Annotated in this window: 13 protein-coding genes; 3 read left to right on the top strand and 10 right to left on the bottom strand. The window is 75.8% G+C overall.

Features of this window, described 5'->3' with window-relative positions; all coding sequences use genetic code 11:
• Positions 1 to 29: 29 nt before the first annotated feature.
• Positions 30 to 1022 (bottom strand): DUF1996 domain-containing protein, encoded by a 993-nt coding sequence (locus ACIRBY_RS26010; RefSeq protein ID WP_403904580.1) that lies wholly within the window; start codon positions 1020 to 1022, stop codon positions 30 to 32.
• Positions 1023 to 1185: 163 nt separating this feature from the next.
• On the opposite strand from ACIRBY_RS26010, the gene ACIRBY_RS26005 reads away from it, so the two are divergent.
• The 3 genes from ACIRBY_RS26005 (at position 1186) to ACIRBY_RS25995 (ending at position 7171) form a co-directional block, all read left to right on the top strand.
• Entirely contained in the window at positions 1186 to 1929 is a 744-nt protein-coding gene (locus ACIRBY_RS26005) for a DUF1838 family protein (protein WP_403904577.1), read from the top strand.
• 446 nt (positions 1930 to 2375) lie between these two features.
• Entirely contained in the window at positions 2376 to 4151 is a 1776-nt protein-coding gene (locus ACIRBY_RS26000) for a S8 family peptidase (protein ID WP_403904858.1), read from the top strand.
• 257 nt (positions 4152 to 4408) lie between these two features.
• Positions 4409 to 7171: an AAA family ATPase gene (locus ACIRBY_RS25995; RefSeq protein ID WP_403904575.1), complete on the top strand. Its 2763-nt coding sequence runs from the start codon at positions 4409 to 4411 to the stop codon at positions 7169 to 7171.
• Between the two features lie 28 nt (positions 7172 to 7199).
• Here the strand turns inward: ACIRBY_RS25995 and ACIRBY_RS25990 are convergent, their stop codons facing one another.
• From ACIRBY_RS25990 to ACIRBY_RS25950, 9 genes are all read right to left on the bottom strand, one after another.
• Complete coding sequence (locus tag ACIRBY_RS25990; RefSeq protein WP_403904572.1) at positions 7200 to 8123, bottom strand: glycoside hydrolase family 19 protein; 924 nt, start codon at positions 8121 to 8123, stop codon at positions 7200 to 7202.
• 176 nt (positions 8124 to 8299) lie between these two features.
• On the bottom strand, positions 8300 to 8710 hold the full coding sequence (locus ACIRBY_RS25985) for a rodlin (RefSeq protein ID WP_403904569.1): 411 nt from the start codon (positions 8708 to 8710) through the stop codon (positions 8300 to 8302).
• A gap of 118 nt (positions 8711 to 8828) precedes the next feature.
• Entirely contained in the window at positions 8829 to 9110 is a 282-nt protein-coding gene (locus tag ACIRBY_RS25980) for a hypothetical protein (protein WP_403904565.1), read from the bottom strand.
• Positions 9107 to 9826: an HNH endonuclease family protein gene (locus tag ACIRBY_RS25975; protein ID WP_403904563.1), complete on the bottom strand. Its 720-nt coding sequence runs from the start codon at positions 9824 to 9826 to the stop codon at positions 9107 to 9109. The genes ACIRBY_RS25980 and ACIRBY_RS25975 overlap by 4 nt, the downstream gene beginning before the upstream one ends.
• A gap of 199 nt (positions 9827 to 10025) precedes the next feature.
• Positions 10026 to 11171 carry a substrate-binding domain-containing protein gene (locus tag ACIRBY_RS25970; RefSeq protein WP_403904560.1) on the bottom strand — a complete coding sequence of 382 codons (1146 nt, stop codon included), beginning with the start codon at positions 11169 to 11171 and terminating at the stop codon, positions 10026 to 10028.
• A gap of 11 nt (positions 11172 to 11182) precedes the next feature.
• The gene (locus tag ACIRBY_RS25965) at positions 11183 to 12226 is read right to left on the bottom strand and encodes an ABC transporter permease (RefSeq protein ID WP_403904557.1); all 1044 of its coding nucleotides are present in this window, start codon (positions 12224 to 12226) and stop codon (positions 11183 to 11185) included.
• The gene (locus tag ACIRBY_RS25960; protein ID WP_403904554.1) at positions 12223 to 13794 is read right to left on the bottom strand and encodes a sugar ABC transporter ATP-binding protein; all 1572 of its coding nucleotides are present in this window, start codon (positions 13792 to 13794) and stop codon (positions 12223 to 12225) included. The genes ACIRBY_RS25965 and ACIRBY_RS25960 overlap by 4 nt, the downstream gene beginning before the upstream one ends.
• A gap of 92 nt (positions 13795 to 13886) precedes the next feature.
• On the bottom strand, positions 13887 to 16592 hold the full coding sequence (locus ACIRBY_RS25955) for a SpoIIE family protein phosphatase (protein WP_403904855.1): 2706 nt from the start codon (positions 16590 to 16592) through the stop codon (positions 13887 to 13889).
• 85 nt (positions 16593 to 16677) lie between these two features.
• Complete coding sequence (locus ACIRBY_RS25950) at positions 16678 to 17613, bottom strand: cyclase family protein (RefSeq protein WP_403904551.1); 936 nt, start codon at positions 17611 to 17613, stop codon at positions 16678 to 16680.
• Positions 17614 to 17688: the final 75 nt, after the last annotated feature.

Raw genomic sequence — 17688 nt, 5'->3', positions numbered from 1 at the left:
ACGGCGCCGGTTCACGTGAGCTGCGTCACTCAGGTCCGGCAGGTGCGGCCCTCGTTGAGGCAGGCGACCAGCTCGCCCATCCGCTCGTCGTCCATCACGTCCACGAACATCGCGTGGTCGGTGAGGGGGCTGTGCCGCTGCTCCGGGAAGGAGTCCAGTGCCAGCGGCACCCCCGGGGCCACCGCGTACGCCAGCGAGACGCGCAGCTCGGGCACCGGGAAGGTGCCCTGCGGGCAGACCCCGCCGGCGGAGGGGAACAGCAGGTGGGAACGGTGGTCCGGGGTGGCGGTGTCCAGCCCGTTCCAGCAGCTGGGGAAGACCAGCGTGCGGGTGACCAGCTGCCCCGCCGGGCAGCGCGGGTAGCCGGTGGTGGAGCGGTCCGGCAGGCCCGAACACCCCCAGCGGGCCCGCACCCCCGCGCCCCCGCCCGCCGTGTACGCGACGGCGTCCCCGGTGATGGCCCGCAGGAACCGGGGCATCGCCACCACCCTGCTCACCGGACTGCCGCGGAACTCCACCCGCACCGAGGCCTCGCGCAGGATCTCGCCCGCGTTGCCGTGCCCGGCGGCGCCCTCGTGCGGGCCGCTCCCGGGCCGGTCCGTACGGCGCAGCACCGGCCAGTAGTACACGGAACGGTCGCCGCCCGTGCAGCTCGTGGCGGCCGCGGCCAGGGAGGCGTCCGTCGACAGGGCGTCCGCGGACAGGTTCCCCACGTAGGCGTGCGTGTGGTGGGCGCCGGCGGGCAGCCCGGGCGAGACCACCAGGTTGTCCTCGTTCCAGTGGCCCTCCCCGTTGCGCCCGCACTCCACCGTGACCGTGCCGGTCGAGGCCCCCGGACCGGGCGCCGGCCCGGCCGGACCGGGCGGCACCCGGAGCAGGTCCACGTACGGGCCCGCCGCGGAGGCCCGCCCGGGACCGCCCGCCCGCCAGGCGCCCAGTACGGCGGCGGCCAGCCCGAGGCCCAGGACCAGGCAGGCGAGCAGCACCGGGAGCCGTTGTTCCTTCCCCAAGGGGTTCCCCATGGCGGTCACGGTCGCCGGTACCCCGCACCACCGTCAACCGGGCGACCGCACGAGCGGCGGCCCGCCCGCTCGTAGGTGTCGCGGCGCGGGCGGGAAGGGGCGCACGGGAGTTGGCGCGCGGGAGGCTTGCCCGGCCGGATCCCGGCCGGGGAGAGTTCTCCCCATGACACCGGAAGAGCTGCTGCGCGACTTCGCCCGCACCCGCGCCTCCCTCGACGGGGAGGAGGTCGTCTACGGGTGGAGCGGGGACGTGCACTCCTGGGCCCCCGGGGAGCCCTACCGGCGCCTCTTCGGCTTCGAGGGCCTCAACGTGTCCCGGCTCGTCGCCGACGAGGAGGGCGGCTACCGGATGCTCTCGCGGGAGGCCGCCTTCTACCTCGACCCCGCCACTCGGGAGATCCTGGAGACCTGGCAGGGGAAGTCCGTGGTCCACGTCTGGAACGACCCGGCCAACCTGAGGCTGCGGCCCTTCCCCGTCCCCCGGACCGAACTCGGCGACCAGGTCTGCTTCAGCCTGGAGATCCCCCTCGCCTACCCCTCCCCGCTGCCCGTCGCGGACTACCCGCTCCACTCCGCAGACGACACCTACCGGGCCCTGGAGCTCTTCCAGTTCCTCACCCCCGCCGCCGCCCTCGCCGGCCGTGCGCCGAGCGTCCCGGCGACCATGTCGTGGACGCGGATGTCCCCCTGGCTGCCCTGGATGGAACAGGGACAACGCCCCGGCGGCCTCGTCTTCCACTGCCGGGGCGCCAAGCTCGGCTCCTACGCCGAGGTCCCCGGGCGCATCCGCGCGTACATCGCCGGACGGCACCCGGAGTTCGCCCACGCCCCGGAGAAGTGGACCGAGCCGAACGAGACCAGCTGGACGTACTTCCGCGCCCTGCACCCGCGCGGCAACCCCGGGTAACCCGCCCGCCGCCCCGGCGGAACGGGGGAGGCGGCGGGTCCCGCCGCGGATTCCACAGGCCCTCCACAAGCACACCACAGGGGTCCCACAGGGTTCGGCAGGGTCCGGACAAGGGTTTTCCCCGTATCGGGTTCATCCCCGCGTTGCCTACTGTCTGCCCACCGGCGATCTCCCGCACCCCGAACCGCCCCCGCACCAACCCCACATGGTGTGAAGCGGAACGCGGTGGCGCGGATCGCCGGTACACGCAGTCGCCCAGCCCCGCCGTTGCGGCCGGGCGGCTGGAGCGCGGCGGCGGCCGGGGCGGTCCGACCAGCCCTCCCGGTCCCGCGGCGCCGGTTCCACCTCCCACACCGCACATACCGGCCGCTCCGGCCTGCCCGGAATCGGCACGTAAGGGGAACAACGTGCACGCACCCCGACGACGGCTCATATCCGTCGTGGCCATGTCCGTCACCCTGCTCGCAGGCTCCGCCACCGCCGCGGTGGCCGTGACGCCCGCGGGCGACCCGTCCGCCCGGACCCTCCCGGCGGCGGCCGCTCCCGCCGCCCCCGCCGCCGCCCCGGTCCAGAACCTGATCGTCGGCTACAAGTCCTCCGCCCCGGAGGCCGGATCCAACGCCGCGGCCGCGGACGACGCCACCGCCAAGGGCAAGAAGGCCGGCAAGAAGGCGAAGTTCGACCGCCGCCTGGGCACCGGCGCCGCGCTCGTCAACCTGGGCGGTGCGACCGCCGCGGCCGACGCCGCGGCCCTGATGGCCCAGTTCCGCGCCGACCCGGACGTCGCCTACGTCGAGCCGGACTCCCGCGCCTACGCCATGGCCACCCCGGACGACACCGAGTACGCCAAGCAGTGGGACCTCTTCGAGCCCACCGCCGGCATGAACGTGCCCGCCGCCTGGGACAAGACCACCGGCTCCGGCGTCACCGTCGCCGTGATCGACACCGGCTACGTGGCCCACTCCGACGTCGCCCCCAACATCGTCGCCGGCTACGACTTCATCTCCGACTCCACCGCCGCCCGCGACGGCAACGGCCGCGACAACAACCCGGCCGACCAGGGCGACTGGAGCGCCGCCGGCGAGTGCGGCACCGGCTCCAAGGCCAGCGACTCCTCCTGGCACGGCACCCACGTGGCCGGCACCATCGCCGCCGCCACCAACAACGGCAAGGGCGTCGCGGGCATCGCGTACAACGCGAAGATCCAGCCCGTCCGCGTCCTCGGCAAGTGCGGCGGCGCCACCTCGGACATCGTCGACGCCATCACCTGGGCCTCCGGCGGCAGCGTCGCGGGCGTCCCGGCGAACCCCACCCCCGCCAAGGTCATCAACATGAGCCTCGGCGGCTCCGGCACCTGCAGCGCCAGCTACCAGAACGCCATCAACGCGGCCGTCGGCCGCGGCACCACCGTCGTGGTGGCCGCCGGCAACAGCAACGCCGACGCGAGCTCCTTCACGCCGGCCAGCTGCAACAACGTCATCACCGTGGCCGCCACCAACCGCACCGGCGACCGCTCCTTCTACTCCAACTACGGCGCCAAGGTGGACGTCTCCGCCCCCGGCGGCGAGACCCGTCGCGCCACCGACACGCCCGGCACCGTCACCACGCCCGAGAACGGCATCCTCTCCACGCTGAACAACGGCACCACCACCCCCGGCGCGGAGATCTACAAGCCGTACCAGGGCACCAGCATGGCGGCCCCGCACATCGCGGGCCTCGCCGCGCTCCTCGTGGCCGCCAAGCCCTCCCTGACCCCGGCCCAGGTCGAAGCCGCCATCAAGGCCAACGCCCGCCCGCTGGCCGGCACCTGCACCGGCGGCTGCGGCACCGGCCTCGCCGACGCGGCCGCGACCGTCAACGCCGTGACCTCCACCCCCGCCACGCCGTTCTTCGAGAACACCGCGGACTTCGCCATCGCCGACAACAGCACGGTGGAGAGCCCGATCACCGTCACCGGCGTCACCGGCAACGCTCCGGCCGCCCTCAAGGTCGGCGTGAACATCGCCCACACCTACATCGGCGACCTGAAGGTGGACCTCGTGGCCCCCGACGGCACCGTCTACACCCTGCACAACCGGGCCGGCGGCAGCACCGACAACATCAACCAGACCTACACCGTCGACGCCTCCTCCGAGGTCGCGAACGGCACCTGGAAGCTGCGCGTGAACGACAACGCGGGCGGCGACACCGGCAGGATCGACTCCTGGAGCCTCGGCTTCTGATCCCCGCCGGGCCCCACGGTCCACTCCCCGGTCCGAGTCCCCGCCGGAGTCCCCCACCTCCGGCCTGACGGGGCGATAGTCCGGACCAACCCAGCCCGCGGACCTGCCGGTACCTCCCGTACCGGCAGGTCCGCGGCGCGCTGCCGTCGCCCGACTGAATTCTGCGTCACAATCCGGGTCTGCCGGGGGGCTGACCTCGTATTGTCGCGTCTCACAGGACGGGCGCGGACCGGGGAGCGAAAGGCTGGTGGCTGTGCGTGGCGGAGACGGGCAACGCTGACACCAACGTCGGACACGGCGTACTCATCGAGGCCGTCGGCCGTGCGCTGGCCGGACACGGCCGCGCCGTCCTCACCGGCCCCGCGGGAGCGGGGAAGAGCGAGGTGGCCCACGCCGTCGCGGCCGCCGCCGAAGGCCGCCGCGAGACCGTCCTGAGGCTCGCCCCCGACGCCGCCGACCAGCACATACCCGAGGCCTCGGCCGCCGCCCTGCTCGCCTCCGTCCACCGCAGCGCCCTCGACCGCCTCGCCGGACCCCAGCGCGAGGCCATCGCCCTCCTGCGCCGCGAGGCCGACGCCCCCCGCGCCGGACGCGACCACGTCGCCCTGCGCCTGGCCGTCGTCGAGGTCCTGCGCACCCTCGCCGCCCCCGGCCCCGTCCTGCTCCTCCTCGACAACGCCCAGTGGCTCGACGCCGAGAGCACCGACCTGCTCCGCTTCGCCCTGCGCCTGGCCCCGCCCCGCGTACGGGTCCTCGTCGCCGAACGCGGCCAGGGCGGCGCCCCCGTCGCCGAAGCCCTCTGCGGCCCCGGCGCGCCCGCCGTCCGCGTCCCCGCGCTCGGTGCCGACGAGGTCGCCGAACTGCTGCTGCGCCACGGCCTGCCCGCCCGCCTCGCCGGACGCATCCACCAGGCCAGCGGCGGCAACCCCCGGCTCGCCCTCGCCCTCGGCCACTCCCTCGCCGAAGCAGCCGGCCAGGGCGGCTGCGCCCACCACGCCGACCCCCTGCCCGTGGCCGGGCAGGCCCGCGAGGTCGCCCGCCGCCTCCTCGCCGAAGCCCCCGCCCGCACCCGCCCCACCCTGCTGCTCGCCGCCCTCGCCACCCGCCCCACCACCGTCCTGCTGCGCCGCGCCGGCCGTCCCGACGCCGAAGCGGAACTCGCCCAGGCCGAACGGGCCGCGCTGGTCACCGTCGGCGAGGACGGCGCCGTCGCCTTCACCGCCGGCGCCCTGCCCACCGCCCTGGCCGCCGACGCCGGCTGGCCCGAACGCTCCGCCGGCCACGCCGCGCTCGCCGCCGCCGTCGACGACCCCGTCCAGGCCGTGCGCCACCGGGCGCTGGCCGTCGACACCCCCGACGCGGAACTCGCCGCCGAGATCACCCGCGCCGCCGACGCGTGCCGCCGCCGCGGCCAGCGGGCCCTGGCCGCCGAACTCGGGCTGCTCGCCGCCGAACGCACCCCCGCCGCCCTGCCCGCCGAGGAACTCGCCCGGCTCGTCTGCGCCGCCGAGGACGCGGGCTGGGCCGGCCGCGCCGACCTCGCCCGCCGGGCCACCCGCGCCGTCCTGGCCCGGGACGCCTCGCCCGCCCAGCGCGTCCGGGCCCGGCTCGCCGTGATCGACGCCGCCGGACAGGCCCTGGCCGCCCTCGACGAGACCTTCGCCTTCGCCTGCGCCGAGGCCGACGCCGCCGACGACCCCTCCCTGCTGGCCGCCGTGCGGCTGCGGATCGCCTGGAAGCACAACCTCAGCGACGGCGACCCCGTACGCTCCCGCGACGCGGCCGCCGAGGCCGGAGCCCTCGCCAAGGCCGGCGGGGACCAGGTCGCCGAGGCGATGGCCCTGACCGTCCGGGCCCGGATGGGCCGGATCCTCGCCGACCCCGACGCCGAGGACATCCTGGACCGCGCCCTCGCCCTGCCCGCCCCCGAGGTCCCCCTCGGCATGCGCAACGCGCCCCAGTACCTCGCCGTCCGCCACGCCCTCTTCGACGACCGGCTCGACGACGCCCGCAGCCGGCTGCTCGTCCTGCTGCCCGCCGTCCAGCGCACCGGCTCCGCCGAGGACGTCTTCGAGGTGCTGCGCAGCCTCACCGAGGTGGAGCTGCGCCGCGGCCGCTGCGCCACGGGCGCCGCGCACGCCCGCCGCGCCCTGGAGCTGACCATCGAGGCGGGCCTCTCCCCGGGCCCCGCCTGGTACGTCGCCGCGACCGCCGAGGCGGCCGGCGGCAGCTTCGCCCGGGCCGCCGCCTACGCCCGCCGCGGCATCCGGGCCTCCGAGGAGGAGCACGACCAGGTCTTCCTGTCCCGGGGGCTCTACGCCCTCGGGACCGTCGAACTGGCCACCGGCGAGGCCGCGAAGGCCGTCGCCACCCTGCGCCGGGTCGCCGACCTGGAGGAGGCCCAGCAGGTGGTGGACCCCTCCATCCTGCGCTGGCACGGGGAGCTCGCCGAGGCCCTCGTCGCCGCCGACGACCCCGCCGGGGCGGTCGCGTTCCTCGACTCGGTCACCCCCGTCGCCCGCGCCCTGGGCCGGACGCCGGTCCTCGCCGCCCTGGACCGGGCCCGGGGGCTCGCGCTTTCGGCGCAGGGCGAGCCCGAGCCCGCCGTCGCCCTGCTCCAGGACACCGCCCGGCGTTTCGACGCGCTCGGCCTGCCGCTGGAGCGGGGCCGTACGCTGCTCGCGCTGGCCCGGGCCGAACGCCGGCGCCGCCGGCGGGCGCCGGCCCGGGAGGCGCTGCGGGAGGCCGCCGAGGTGTTCGAGCGGGCCGGGGCCGCCCCCTGGCTCTGCCTGGCCCGCGAGAGCGCCCCCGAGACCGGCGCCCCGCACCCGGGGGTGTCGTCCCTGACCGACGCCGAGGTGCGGCTGGCCCTGCTGGTCGGCGGGGGCGCCAGCAACCAGGAGGCGGCCGCGAAGCTGTTCCTCAGCGTCAAGACCGTCGAGGCCCGGCTCACCCGGATCTACCAGAAGCTCGACGTCCGCTCCCGGGCCCAGCTGGCCACCGCGCTGCGCAGCCACTGACCGGGCCGGCCGGACCCGGGCGGGCGGCTCAGCAGCCCAGCCGGTCGCCCGGGGTGACGCCGAGGACCTGGGTGAAGGCCTGGTACGCGTTCACCCGGCTCTGGACCTGCGCGGGGTTGCCGCCGTTGCACTCCAGGGCCCCGTTGATGGAGCGGATCGTCTCGCCGAAGCCGGCGCCGCCCACCATGGCCGCGTGCGCGGTCATCGTGCCCGGGCCGTTCTGCGTGTTCCAGTACCAGAGCGCCGTCTTCATCGCGACGGCCGGGTCCTGCTCCACCAGGTAGGGGTTGGCGAGCAGGTTGATGCCCAGGGCGTCGCCGGCCGCCTTGTAGTTGAAGTTCCACGACAGCTGGATGGGGCCCCGGCCGTAGTACGCGGCCTGGCCGGCCGGGCAGCCGTAGGGCTGGGAGGCGTCACAGTAGTGCGGGTAGTTGGCGGTGTTCTGTTCGACGATGTACACGAGCCCGCCCGTCTCGTGCGAGACGTTCGCGAGGAAGGCCGCCGCCTCCCGCCGCTTGACCGTGTCGTCCCCGGTGTTGGCGAAGCCGGGGTACGCGGAGAGCGCCGCCACCAGCCCGTTGTAGGTGTAGAAGGGGTTGCGGTTCGGGAACATCCGGTTGAACTGGGCCTCGCTGACCACGAACCCGGAGGGGTTGCCGGTGCCCGGGTCGGGGTCCTGGCCGCCCCCGCCGCCGCAGGCGCCCTGGTCCGACCAGACGCCCCACTGGCCGGTGGTGCCCGGGGTCTCGCCCTGGGTCCACCACTTGGCCTGCCAGTTGTGGCCGCCGTACGAGGCGTTCATGCCGTTGGTGTAGACGCCGGAGGAGCTCCAGGCGCCGGCGCAGGCGGGTGCCGCGGCTGCGGGGGAGGCGGGCAGGACGACGGCGAGCCCGAGGGTCGCGGCGGCGGCCGCGGCGAGGGAGAGGGCGCGGCGGCGAAGCGCACGTATCACGTAACTGCTCCTTGAGTGGGGGGAGTCGTCGCGGGGATGTGGGGGGCGACGGGTACCGCCACTGAACCGAAATGGTCTGAACCTGTCAAGGTCTAGACCAAATTTCGGAGTGCCGTGCGCACGGAACGCCGGAGCGGCGCGGCGACCGGGTCGCCACGCCGCTCCGGACCGCGGGATCAGCTGCCGGACGACAGGTTCCCGGACAGGACCGGGATGTTGGAGGCGATGTGCGAGAGGGTCTCGTCGCCCTTGGCCTGCGTGGAGTTCTCGGCGCACTGCTGGTTCTGCGGGTTGGACGCGATCGGGATGTCCTGGACGCCGACGTTGATGAGCGCCAGCACGGACTGGACGTTGACCTTGGCCGGCAGGCCGACGCAGAGCTTGTTCAGCGAGCCCTGGACCGCGCTCAGCTGCGGGCTCATCGCACCGGCGGTCTCCTGGTTGCCGTAGATCTGCTGCGCGCCGTTGCCGTTGACGGTGTTGACGCCGTTGTCGTTGCCGATCGCCATCGCCGGGGAGGCCGCGAGGGCGCCCGTGCCCAGGATGGAGGCGGTGACCGCGGCGGTGGCCATGAACTTCTTGAGCATCGTGGAGATCCTTCTGTCGCATGAGCTGTCCCCGGCGGGACGCCTGGATCAACTGCGCCCGGCCCCGGGGGTTATCGCCCGTCACCCGGGCGGCCCAACGATCCGTCCGCGGCGCTGCTCAGGCGGGTGGGGAGGGGGCCCCGGCGCCGCCTCCGGAGCGGATCGCCCGCAGGGCCGCGGAGTGGAGCGCCTGCGGGTCCCCGTGCGCCACCGGGCTGCCGGTGAGGGTGTACCACTCGTCCGCGTCGGTGTACTGCACCTCGAAGCGGACCCTCCCGTCCGGCCCGCCGGTGGTGCGCAGCGTCAGCGGGCCGGTGATGACGCCGACCTCGTCGGTCATGGCCCCGCCGGGGCCGGCGAGGACCTCGTCCTGCCACTGGTACCGCCGGGGTCCGGTCATGCGGCGCAGGTGTCGATCATGGTGGTGAGCATGGCCCTCTCGGCTTCGGTGACGGTCAGTCCGTAGTGGGACTTGACGGTGGTCCAGGCGCGCCCGTACTGGCACCAGCTCGACTTGTCCGGCGGCTGCCACAGGTCGGGGCTCTGGTCGCCCTTGGAGCGGTTGGAGGCGGCCGAGACCGCCAGCAGCTGCGGCCGCACCAGGTCGTTGGCGAAGGCCTTGCGCTTCGCGGCGTCCCATCCGGAGGCGCCGGAGCGCCAGGCCTCGGCGAGCGGGACCATGTGGTCGATGTCCAGCTTCGAGGCCTCGTTGACGACGGCGCCGTCGTACAGGCTCTTCCAGCTGCCCGACACGGCCCGGCACTCGGAGTCCTGGGCGACGTCCTTGCCGTCGCGCTTGAGGACCACCTCGCGGGTGTCGCACTTGGCGCCCTGCTCGGCCCAGTGCGTGAACCTGTCGCGGCTGTACCCGGCCATCGTGCCGGGTTTGCCGGTCGTCAGCGCCGCCAGCTGCGCGCGCGCCGCGGCCGCGCCGACCATGCCCGGCAGCACGTCCCCCGAGGCCGGCTTCGCGTCGCCGCCCGGGGGCGCGGCGGAGGGGGCCGGCGCGGAGGGCGCGCGGCTCGCGCTCGCGGCCGGACCGCCGGGGGTCTTCCCGTCCCCGGACTTCCCGGAGCCGCCGCACCCGCTCAGCCCGAGCAGCAGCGCCGCGGCCACCGCCCCGGCACGTGTCCCTGTCCGACGACCCACGTCAACCCCACCCCGCCCTGACGGAATTCGGCACACCGACCCGGGAAGACTACCCATAACCGGACAACCAACCCCGCACCGGCCCCTCGGCGGGGTTCCGCGTCCTCGTTACGGGTTCTCGTTCTGCGTTCTCGTTCCGCGTTCTCGTGCCGCGCCTGTCAGGGCGTCACGATCCGTGCCAGATCCTCCGGTACGCCTCCCGGTAGCCCTCCGGGTCCCAGGAGGTGGCCCCGCCGCTGTTCCGCGCCGTCACCACGTGCACCGGGGCCACGTACCCGCTGGCGGGCCGCCCGGCGAAGGCGCGGTTGAACTCGTCGACGATCTGCCAGCCCTGCTGGTTCAGCGGCTCTGGGACCGTGGCCGCCTGGAAGCCGCGGCTGTTGATGCGCTGGAAGGCGGACGGGTCCCCGTCGCCCGCCCCGATGTTGAAGGGCGGGCCCCCGCCGGGCCGCCCGGCGGCGCGCAGCGCCGGGGCCGCGTCGGCGAAGTAGAGGTCGTTGATGGCGACGGAGTCGGTCCAGCGGTCCCCGAACCGGGCGAGGAGCGAGGAGACCTCCTGGGGGGTGCGCTGGCCGGCGTCCGGGATGGGGATGTTCTCGGTGGCGAGCAGGGCGACGCCCGGGCACTCGGCGAGGCGCCGCCGGATCAGCTCCGCCTTGGTACGGGCGAACGGGATGGAGTCGTCGGTGAAGACCACCGCCCCGCCGGACCCGCCGGAGCGGGCGACGACCCAGTCCGCGCTGATCCCCGCCACCTCCTCCAGCCGCGTGGTGATGTTGGTGAAGAGCCGGGGGTCCGTGCTCGGGCCGGGGGAGCCGACGGCGTGCCAGCCGATCAGGGGGATGCCGTCGGCCTGCGCGTGAGCCGTCTCCCGCTCGGTGAGCCGCGGGTCGAACCCGCCGATGACGATGCCGTCGGGCTTGAGGGTGACCGCCTGGCCCAGCGCGGCCTGGATCCCGGCCGGGGTGCCCTCCCCGTCGATCACCCGGACGTTCCAGCCGATGTCCGCCGCGGCCTCCCGCACCCCCTCCGCGACCTTGGCGACCCCGGGGTTGGTCATCGTCTGGGCGACGTAGACCAGGGTCTTGCCGGGGACCGCCGCCGGGCCGGTGGTGGGGCCCTTCCAGGCGGTGTCGGTCCGCTCGGCCTGCGCCACGGCCGCCCGGGCCTTCGCGAGCGCGGCCGCGCAGCCGGTCGCCGAGGGCGCGGCGGGGGTGCGCCCGGGGTGGCCCGCCCCGCAGCCGGGGGCGAGGACGGAGGCGGCCGCCCACAGGGCGGCGGCCGCGAGGAGGCGCTTGCGGGTCGGGTACACGGTGCTCCTGATCAGGGGTGCGCGGGCGGCTGGTGCGCGGGCGGGGTGCCGCCGGCGGGGGAGGGCGGCCCGTCCTGCGCGGCCCGCGGGCGCAGCCGCCGCCGCGCCGCGTAGCCGGCCAGGCCGACCGCCACCAGCAGGGTGCAGCCGTTGAACAGCGGGGTGGCCCAGAACGCGGCGCCGAGCTGTCCGATCCCGGCGAGCCCGACGGCGAGCACGCCGACGGCCACCAGGGTCCCGGGGGCGTTGGCGCGTCCCGGTGTGACGGTGGTGGAGCCCAGCAGCGCCCCGACGAACGCGGGCAGCAGGTACTCCAGGCCGACGCTGGGGTTGCCGATCTGCTGCTGCGCGGCCAGCAGCACCCCGGCCGTACCGGTGACCAGGCCCGCCGTGGCGAAGGCGTAGACCGAGTACCGGCGGGTGGGGATGCCGAGGACGGCGGCGGCCCGGGGGCTGGAGCCGGCGACGTACAGGCAGCGGCCGAAGGGCAGCCGCTCCAGCACCACCCACAGGACCAGGGCGACGGCGAGGACGTAGAAGGCGGGCAGCGGCAGGCCCAGGAACACGGTGTCGTAGAGGGCGGTGAAGGCGGACGGCAGCCCCTCCGGCCCCGGCACGATCCGGCTGCCCTCGGTGAGCCATCCGGTGAGGGCGTACATGATGCTGCCGGTGCCGAGCGTGGCGATGAAGGAGTCGATGCGGGCGAACTCGACCACGATCCCGTTCACGGCGCCGGCCAGGCCCCCGCCCACGACCACGGCGAGGCAGGCGAGCGGCCAGGGCGTCCCCCCGTCCACGATCAGGTGGATCACCAGGACGTGGGCCAGGCCCAGGCCGTAGCCGAGCGACAGGTCGAACTTGCCGGCGGCGATGGGCACCGTCGCCCCGAGCGCCAGCAGGGCGGGGATGGACTGGTTGGACAGGATCGCGGACACGTTGTCGCGGGTGGGGAAGGTGTCCGGCAGGGCGAGGGAGAACGCCGCGAAGAGCAGCACGGCCAGGGCCGGCAGGCCGTAGCTTCCGACGAGGTGCCCGTGCGGGGGCCGGTGGGTCACGGAGCCCCCGTGCTGCCGGTGATCGGGGGCATGGCCGAGGCGGTGCGGGTGAGTTCGGCCGGGGTCAGGCGGGCCCCGGACAGTTCGGCCGCGACCGCTCCGCGGACGAAGACCAGTGCGCGGTGGCACAGGTCCGCGACCTCCTCGAAGTCGGTGGACACCAGCAGGATCCCCGTCCCTCGGGCGGCCGCCCCGTCGAGCATCCGGTGGACCGCCGCCTTGGCGCCGACGTCCACGCTCGCGGTCGGCTCCTCCAGGACCAGCAGCCGCGGGCGCCCGCGCAGCCACCGGCCCAGGACGACCTTCTGCTGGTTGCCGCCCGACAGGGTGGCGACGGGCGCCTCGGTGTCCCGGGGCCGCACCGAGAACCGGTCGAGGAGGGCGGCGGCCTCGCGCCGCTCGCGCCGGGGCCCGAGCCAGCGCCACGCGGGCACCCCGGCGGCCCGCGGATTGGCCAGCAGGTTCTCCCGGACCGTCAGATCGGGGGCGCACCCCTCCTCCTGGCGGTCGGCGGCCACGAACCCGACGCCCCGGCCGACGGCCCCGGCCGCGCCGCGCGGCCGGTACGGCCGGCCGTCGAGCAGCACCCGTCCGCCGCGCAGCGGCAGGACGCCGGCGAGGGCCCGCCCCAGGTGCGCGTGGCCGGCGCCGGTCAGCCCGACCATGCCCAGGATCTCCCCGGGCGCCAACTCCAGGCTGACGGGCCCGCTGCGGTCGGTCGTCACGGCGTCGAGGCGCAGCACGGGGGGCCGCCCGGGCGCCGGCCCGCCGGGGGCCGCCGGCCCGTGCTCCGCCGGGACCCCGCCGGTGATGTCCCGGACCAGCCGGCCGGGGTCGTAGCCGGGGAGGGCGCCCCCGGCGGCCAGGCGGCCGTCGCGCAGGACGGCGAAGGCGTCGGCGACCCGGTACACCTCGTCGAGGCGGTGGCTGACGTAGAGGATGCCGTGGCCCCGGTCGCGCAGCGCGTGCAGCACGTCGAAGAGCCGGGCGCAGTCGGCGGCGGGGAGGGTGGCGGTGGGCTCGTCGAGGACGAGGAGCCGGGTGTCCCGTGCGAGGCCCCGGGCGATGGCCACCAGGGAGCGCTCGGCGGGCGCGAGGTCGGCGAGGCGGGCGTCGGCGTCGAGGTGCCCGGCGACGGCCGCCAGGGCCTCGGCGCACCGCTCCCGGGTGCGCCGCCAGGAGATCAGGCCGTGGCGGCGCGGGTAGCCGGTGCCCAGGGCGATGTTCTCGGCGACGGTCATCCAGTCGACGAGGCCCGGGTCCTGGTGGATGAAGGACATGGCCGCGGAGGCGGCCTCGGAGCCGAGCGGGTGCCCGGCCACGGCCACCTCGCCCGTGTCGGCCCGGTGGACCCCGGCGAGCACCTTGATCAGCGTGGACTTGCCGGCGCCGTTGGGGCCGAGGAGGGCGAGGACGCTGCCGCCGTGCAGGTCGAGGTCCACCCCGTCCAGGGCCACGGTGCCGCCGAACCGCTTGCCGAGACCCCGGATCCGCACGAGCGGCTCCGCGCCCGGAGTGCGGGGCGGGCGGCCCGGTGGGGCGTCGTTCTCGTCATGGGCGTCGTGCACGGACGTCTCCGGGGCCGGCCTCGGATCCCGCGGGAGGGCGGGACAGGGGGATGCTACTGGCCGTCGGCGCCCTTTTCCGGATATGACGGACGTTATGCGGCATCCAGGGCGCATTCGGCCCAGATCACCTTGCCCCGCGGGGTGTAGCGGGTGCCCCAGGCCTGGGCCAGCTGTGCGACGAGGAACAGGCCGCGGCCGCCCTCGTCCGTGCTGGCCGCCCGCCGCAGGTGCGGGGCGGTGCTGCTGCCGTCCGAGACCTCGCAGATCAGGGCGCGGTCGTGGATGAGGCGGACCTGGATGGGCTCGCCCCCGTAGCGGATCGCGTTGGTGACCAGCTCGCTCAGCAGCAGCTCGGCGGCGAACGCGAGCTCGTCCAGCCCCCAGTCGGTCAGGCGCCGGGTGGCGGCGGCGCGGATGTCGCCGACCTTGGAGGGGTCGGCCGGCAGGTCCCACGCGGCGATCCGGTCCGGGGGCAGGGTGTGGGCGCGGGCGACCAGGAGGGCGATGTCGTCGTCGGGGTGCTCGGGGGCCATGGCGTCCATGACGGCCTGGCAGGTCTCCTCGGGGCCCCGGTCCGGGTGGGCCAGCACGCCGCGCAGCCGGTCGAAGGCGACGTCGATGTCGCGGTGGCGGTCCTCGACGAGCCCGTCGGTGTAGAGGACCAGCGTGCCGTCCTCCGGCAGCTCGATCTCGGCGGTCTCGAAGGGCAGGCCGCCCAGGCCCAGCGGCGGTCCGGCGGGCAGGTCGGGGAAGGTGACGCGGCCGTCGGGGTGGACCAGGGCGGGCGGGAGGTGGCCGGCCCGGGCCATGGTGCACTGGCGGGTGGTGGGGTCGTAGACCGCGTACAGGCAGGTGGCGCCGACGATGCCGGTGCTGCCCGGGGCCTCGTCGCCGCCCTCCTCCCGGTCGAGGCGGACCATGAGGTTGTCGAGGTGGGTGAGGAGCTCGTCGGGGGCGAGTTCCAGCTCGGCGAAGTTGCGCGCGGCGGTCCGCAGCCGGCCCATGGTGGCGGCGGCGTGCAGCCCGTGGCCCACGACGTCGCCGACGAGGAGGGCGACGCGGGTGCCGGACAGGGGGATGACGTCGAACCAGTCCCCGCCGACCCCGGACTCGGCCGGCAGGTAGCGGTGGGCGACCTCGACGGCGCCCTGTTCGGGCAGGCCGCGCGGCAGCAGGCTGCGCTGGAGGGCCAGGGCCAGGTTGTGCTCCCGGGTGTAGCGGCGGGCGTTGTCGATGGACAGGGCGGCGCGGGCGGCGAGCTCCCGGGCCAGCCGGGTGTCGTCGTCGCCGAAGGGGGCGGGGTCCTGGGAGCGGTAGAAGCTCGCGATGCCCAGGAGCACGCCGCGCGCCAGCAGCGGGACGACGATCAGGGAGTGCACGCCGTGGTCGAGCAGGTTGCGGGCCCGCTCGGGGTTCTGCGCGATCCAGCCCGCCGCGGAGGCCAGCTCGGGCTCCAGGACGGCCTGCCCGCCGGTGAGGCAGCGCATGTGGGGGGTGCCGGCGAGCAGCTCCACGTTCTGCCCGGCCGGGTAGAAGGGGCAGTCGTCGCGGATCCCGTGGACCACGGTGCGGTGCAGTTCGGCTCCGGGGGCGGCGGACTCGTCGCCGCGCAGCACCGATTCGGGCAGGTCGACGGTGACGTAGTCGGCCAGGCGCGGGACCGCCGTCTCGGCGAGCTCCCGGGCGGTGCGGCCGACGTCCAGGGTGGTGCCGATGAGGGTGCTGGCCTCGGCCAGCAGCTCCAGGCGCCGCCGGGCCTCGACGGCGTACCGGCCCACCTCGGGCTCGCCGACCAGCACCAGGCCCCGGACGGGGCCTGCGGGCCGGTCGGGCCGGTCGGGCGGCGGGTTCGGCGGCGGCGGGCCGTCGCCGCCGATGACGGCCTCGACGACCATGCCGTCCACCCCGGTGCCGCTGGTGAGGGGACGGCTGAGCAGGGTGGCCTCGCCGCCGTGGCGGAGGGTCACGCCGAAGGCGCCGGGGCGGCCCGAGGAGATCAGCTCCGTGGCCCGCTCCTTGAGGACCGCCCGGTCGTGCGGGTCCAGTCCGAGGCCGGCCGGAGCGGGGAGCCCGTCCGGCGGCTGCGCCCCGTCCGGCCCGTGCGGCCCGTCGGGCCCGGCCGCGGCCGGGCCCGCGCTGCGTTCGGCGTCGAGGTAGGCGTGCAGCAGCCCGCGCTCGCGCGCCGAGCTCTGGGCCATCAGCCGCCGCTCGATCGTCCCGACCGCGCGGCCGAGCACGCCGGCCAGGTCCGGGTGCTCGTAGGCGTACGGGTACCCGAAGCAGAGCACGCCGACGATGTGCCCGCTGAGCTGGTCGCGGATCGGGGCGGCGCAGCAGGCGTTCGACTGCGCCCGCTCGGCGAAGTGCTCGGCGCGGTAGACCTGGACGGGGCGCCGCTCGGCCAGCGCGAGACCGATGCCGTTGGTCCCGCCGTACCGCTCGGCGAAGACGAAGCCGGGCACGGTCTGGATCGGGGCGAGGCTGCGGGCCAGGGAGGGGTCGCCGAAGCGGCGTTGCAGCACCATGCCGTCCGCGTCGGTGACCGCGATGTTCATCCGGCTGCCGGAGAACCGGTTCTGCAGCTGGTCGAGGACCGGTCCGGCGGCCCGTACGAGCCGGCTGTCGGGGTCGAAGTCGTCCCGGTAGGGCAGCTCGGCCTGGTCGGGGGAGAGCCCCAGCAGGCGGCAGCGCAGCCAGGAGTTCAGGATGGGGCCGCGCACCCCCGTCTCGACCGGCCCGCCCTCCAGGAACCGCTCACGGGAGCGTGCGGGGCCGGTCTGGTCGCCCGTGAGCCCCATCTGCATCACTTCCCCTTGCCGGTGTGGCCCGTGCGGTGAAAGTTGAATAGGTGCTTTTTGAGTATATTCCGGGTGTTTTGCAGCTTCACAGGACGGCGACCGGATTGACCGGAGACCCCGTCCCGCCGGGGACGTCGAGGGGCGTCACGACGAGCAGGAACTCGTGGCGCCCGGCCGCGGCGCACGCCGCGGACAGCCCCTCCAGGTCCAGGTTGTCCAGCAGGGGCACCCCCATGGCCGTGATGGCGAGGGTGTGGACGGGGGAGTGCAGGCCCTCGACCGGCGAGGGGCGCAGGTCGTTGTCCCCATCGGAGCCGAGCAGGCCGACGCCCCGCTCGGCCAGCAGGGGCACCGCGTCCACGTGGAAGCCCGCGCTCGCGGCGTCGAGGTCCCAGGGGCCCAGCTCCCGGCGGCGCCGGAACCGGCCGGTGCGCAGCAGCACCGCGCAGCCCTCGTCGATCCGGGCGCCCAGCTCCCGCTCGGCGGCCAGGACGTCACCGGCCCGCACCGCCCGCCCGGGCTCCAGCCAGTCCGTCCCGAGGACGGCCGGCAGGTCCAGCAGCACCCCCCGGGTGACGAGCGGGCCCAGGGCGGCCACCGAGCCGAAGCGGACGCCGCCCGCCCCGACGGCCTCCCGGGCCGGCACGCCTCCGTAGAGCTCCCCCCGGTAGGCGATGTGCGACAGCGCGTCGAGGTGGCTGACGGCCTTGCCGTGGTAGTCGGCGCCGAGGAAGTCCTTGTGCGCGGAGGGCTCGGGGGGCTCCACGTCGCCCGGGTCGGTCATGTGGTGCAGGGCGGGCCGGGGGTTGTCGGGGCCGGGCCGGGTGTCCCACGGCCGGCCGAGGGCGACCGGAGTGCCGTCGCGGACCAGGGCGGCGGCCCGGCGCACGTGGCCGGGGGCGACCCGGTTCCAGGCCCCCCGGTCGGCCGGGTCCCAGCGGCCCCAGGTGCGGACCGCGGCGAAGAGGGCGTCGAACTCCCGGCGGGAGACCCGGGGGACGTCCGCGGGGTCGGTGCTCATGGGGCGCTCCAGGGTCGCGGGGCCGGCCGACGGGCCGCTCCCGCATCCCTACCCGGTCCGGGCGGCACCCGGGCG

The organism is Streptomyces sp. NPDC096136 (assembly GCF_044763325.1).
GTDB lineage: Bacteria > Actinomycetota > Actinomycetes > Streptomycetales > Streptomycetaceae > Streptomyces.
This window is presented reverse-complemented; position numbering and strand designations above follow the sequence as displayed.

Excerpts from the sequence above, each read along its gene's own strand:
- ACIRBY_RS25985 (WP_403904569.1), bottom strand. The coding sequence starts at position 8,710 with ATGCTCAAGAAGTTCATGGCCACCGCCGCGGTCACCGCCTCCATCCTG.
- ACIRBY_RS25980 (WP_403904565.1), bottom strand. The coding sequence starts at position 9,110 with ATGACCGGACCCCGGCGGTACCAGTGGCAGGACGAGGTCCTCGCCGGC.
- ACIRBY_RS26000 (WP_403904858.1), top strand. The coding sequence starts at position 2,376 with ATGTCCGTCACCCTGCTCGCAGGCTCCGCCACCGCCGCGGTGGCCGTG.
- ACIRBY_RS25955 (WP_403904855.1), bottom strand. The coding sequence starts at position 16,592 with ATGGGGCTCACGGGCGACCAGACCGGCCCCGCACGCTCCCGTGAGCGG.
- ACIRBY_RS26010 (WP_403904580.1), bottom strand. The coding sequence starts at position 1,022 with ATGGGGAACCCCTTGGGGAAGGAACAACGGCTCCCGGTGCTGCTCGCC.
- ACIRBY_RS26005 (WP_403904577.1), top strand. The coding sequence starts at position 1,186 with ATGACACCGGAAGAGCTGCTGCGCGACTTCGCCCGCACCCGCGCCTCC.
- ACIRBY_RS25950 (WP_403904551.1), bottom strand. The coding sequence starts at position 17,613 with ATGAGCACCGACCCCGCGGACGTCCCCCGGGTCTCCCGCCGGGAGTTC.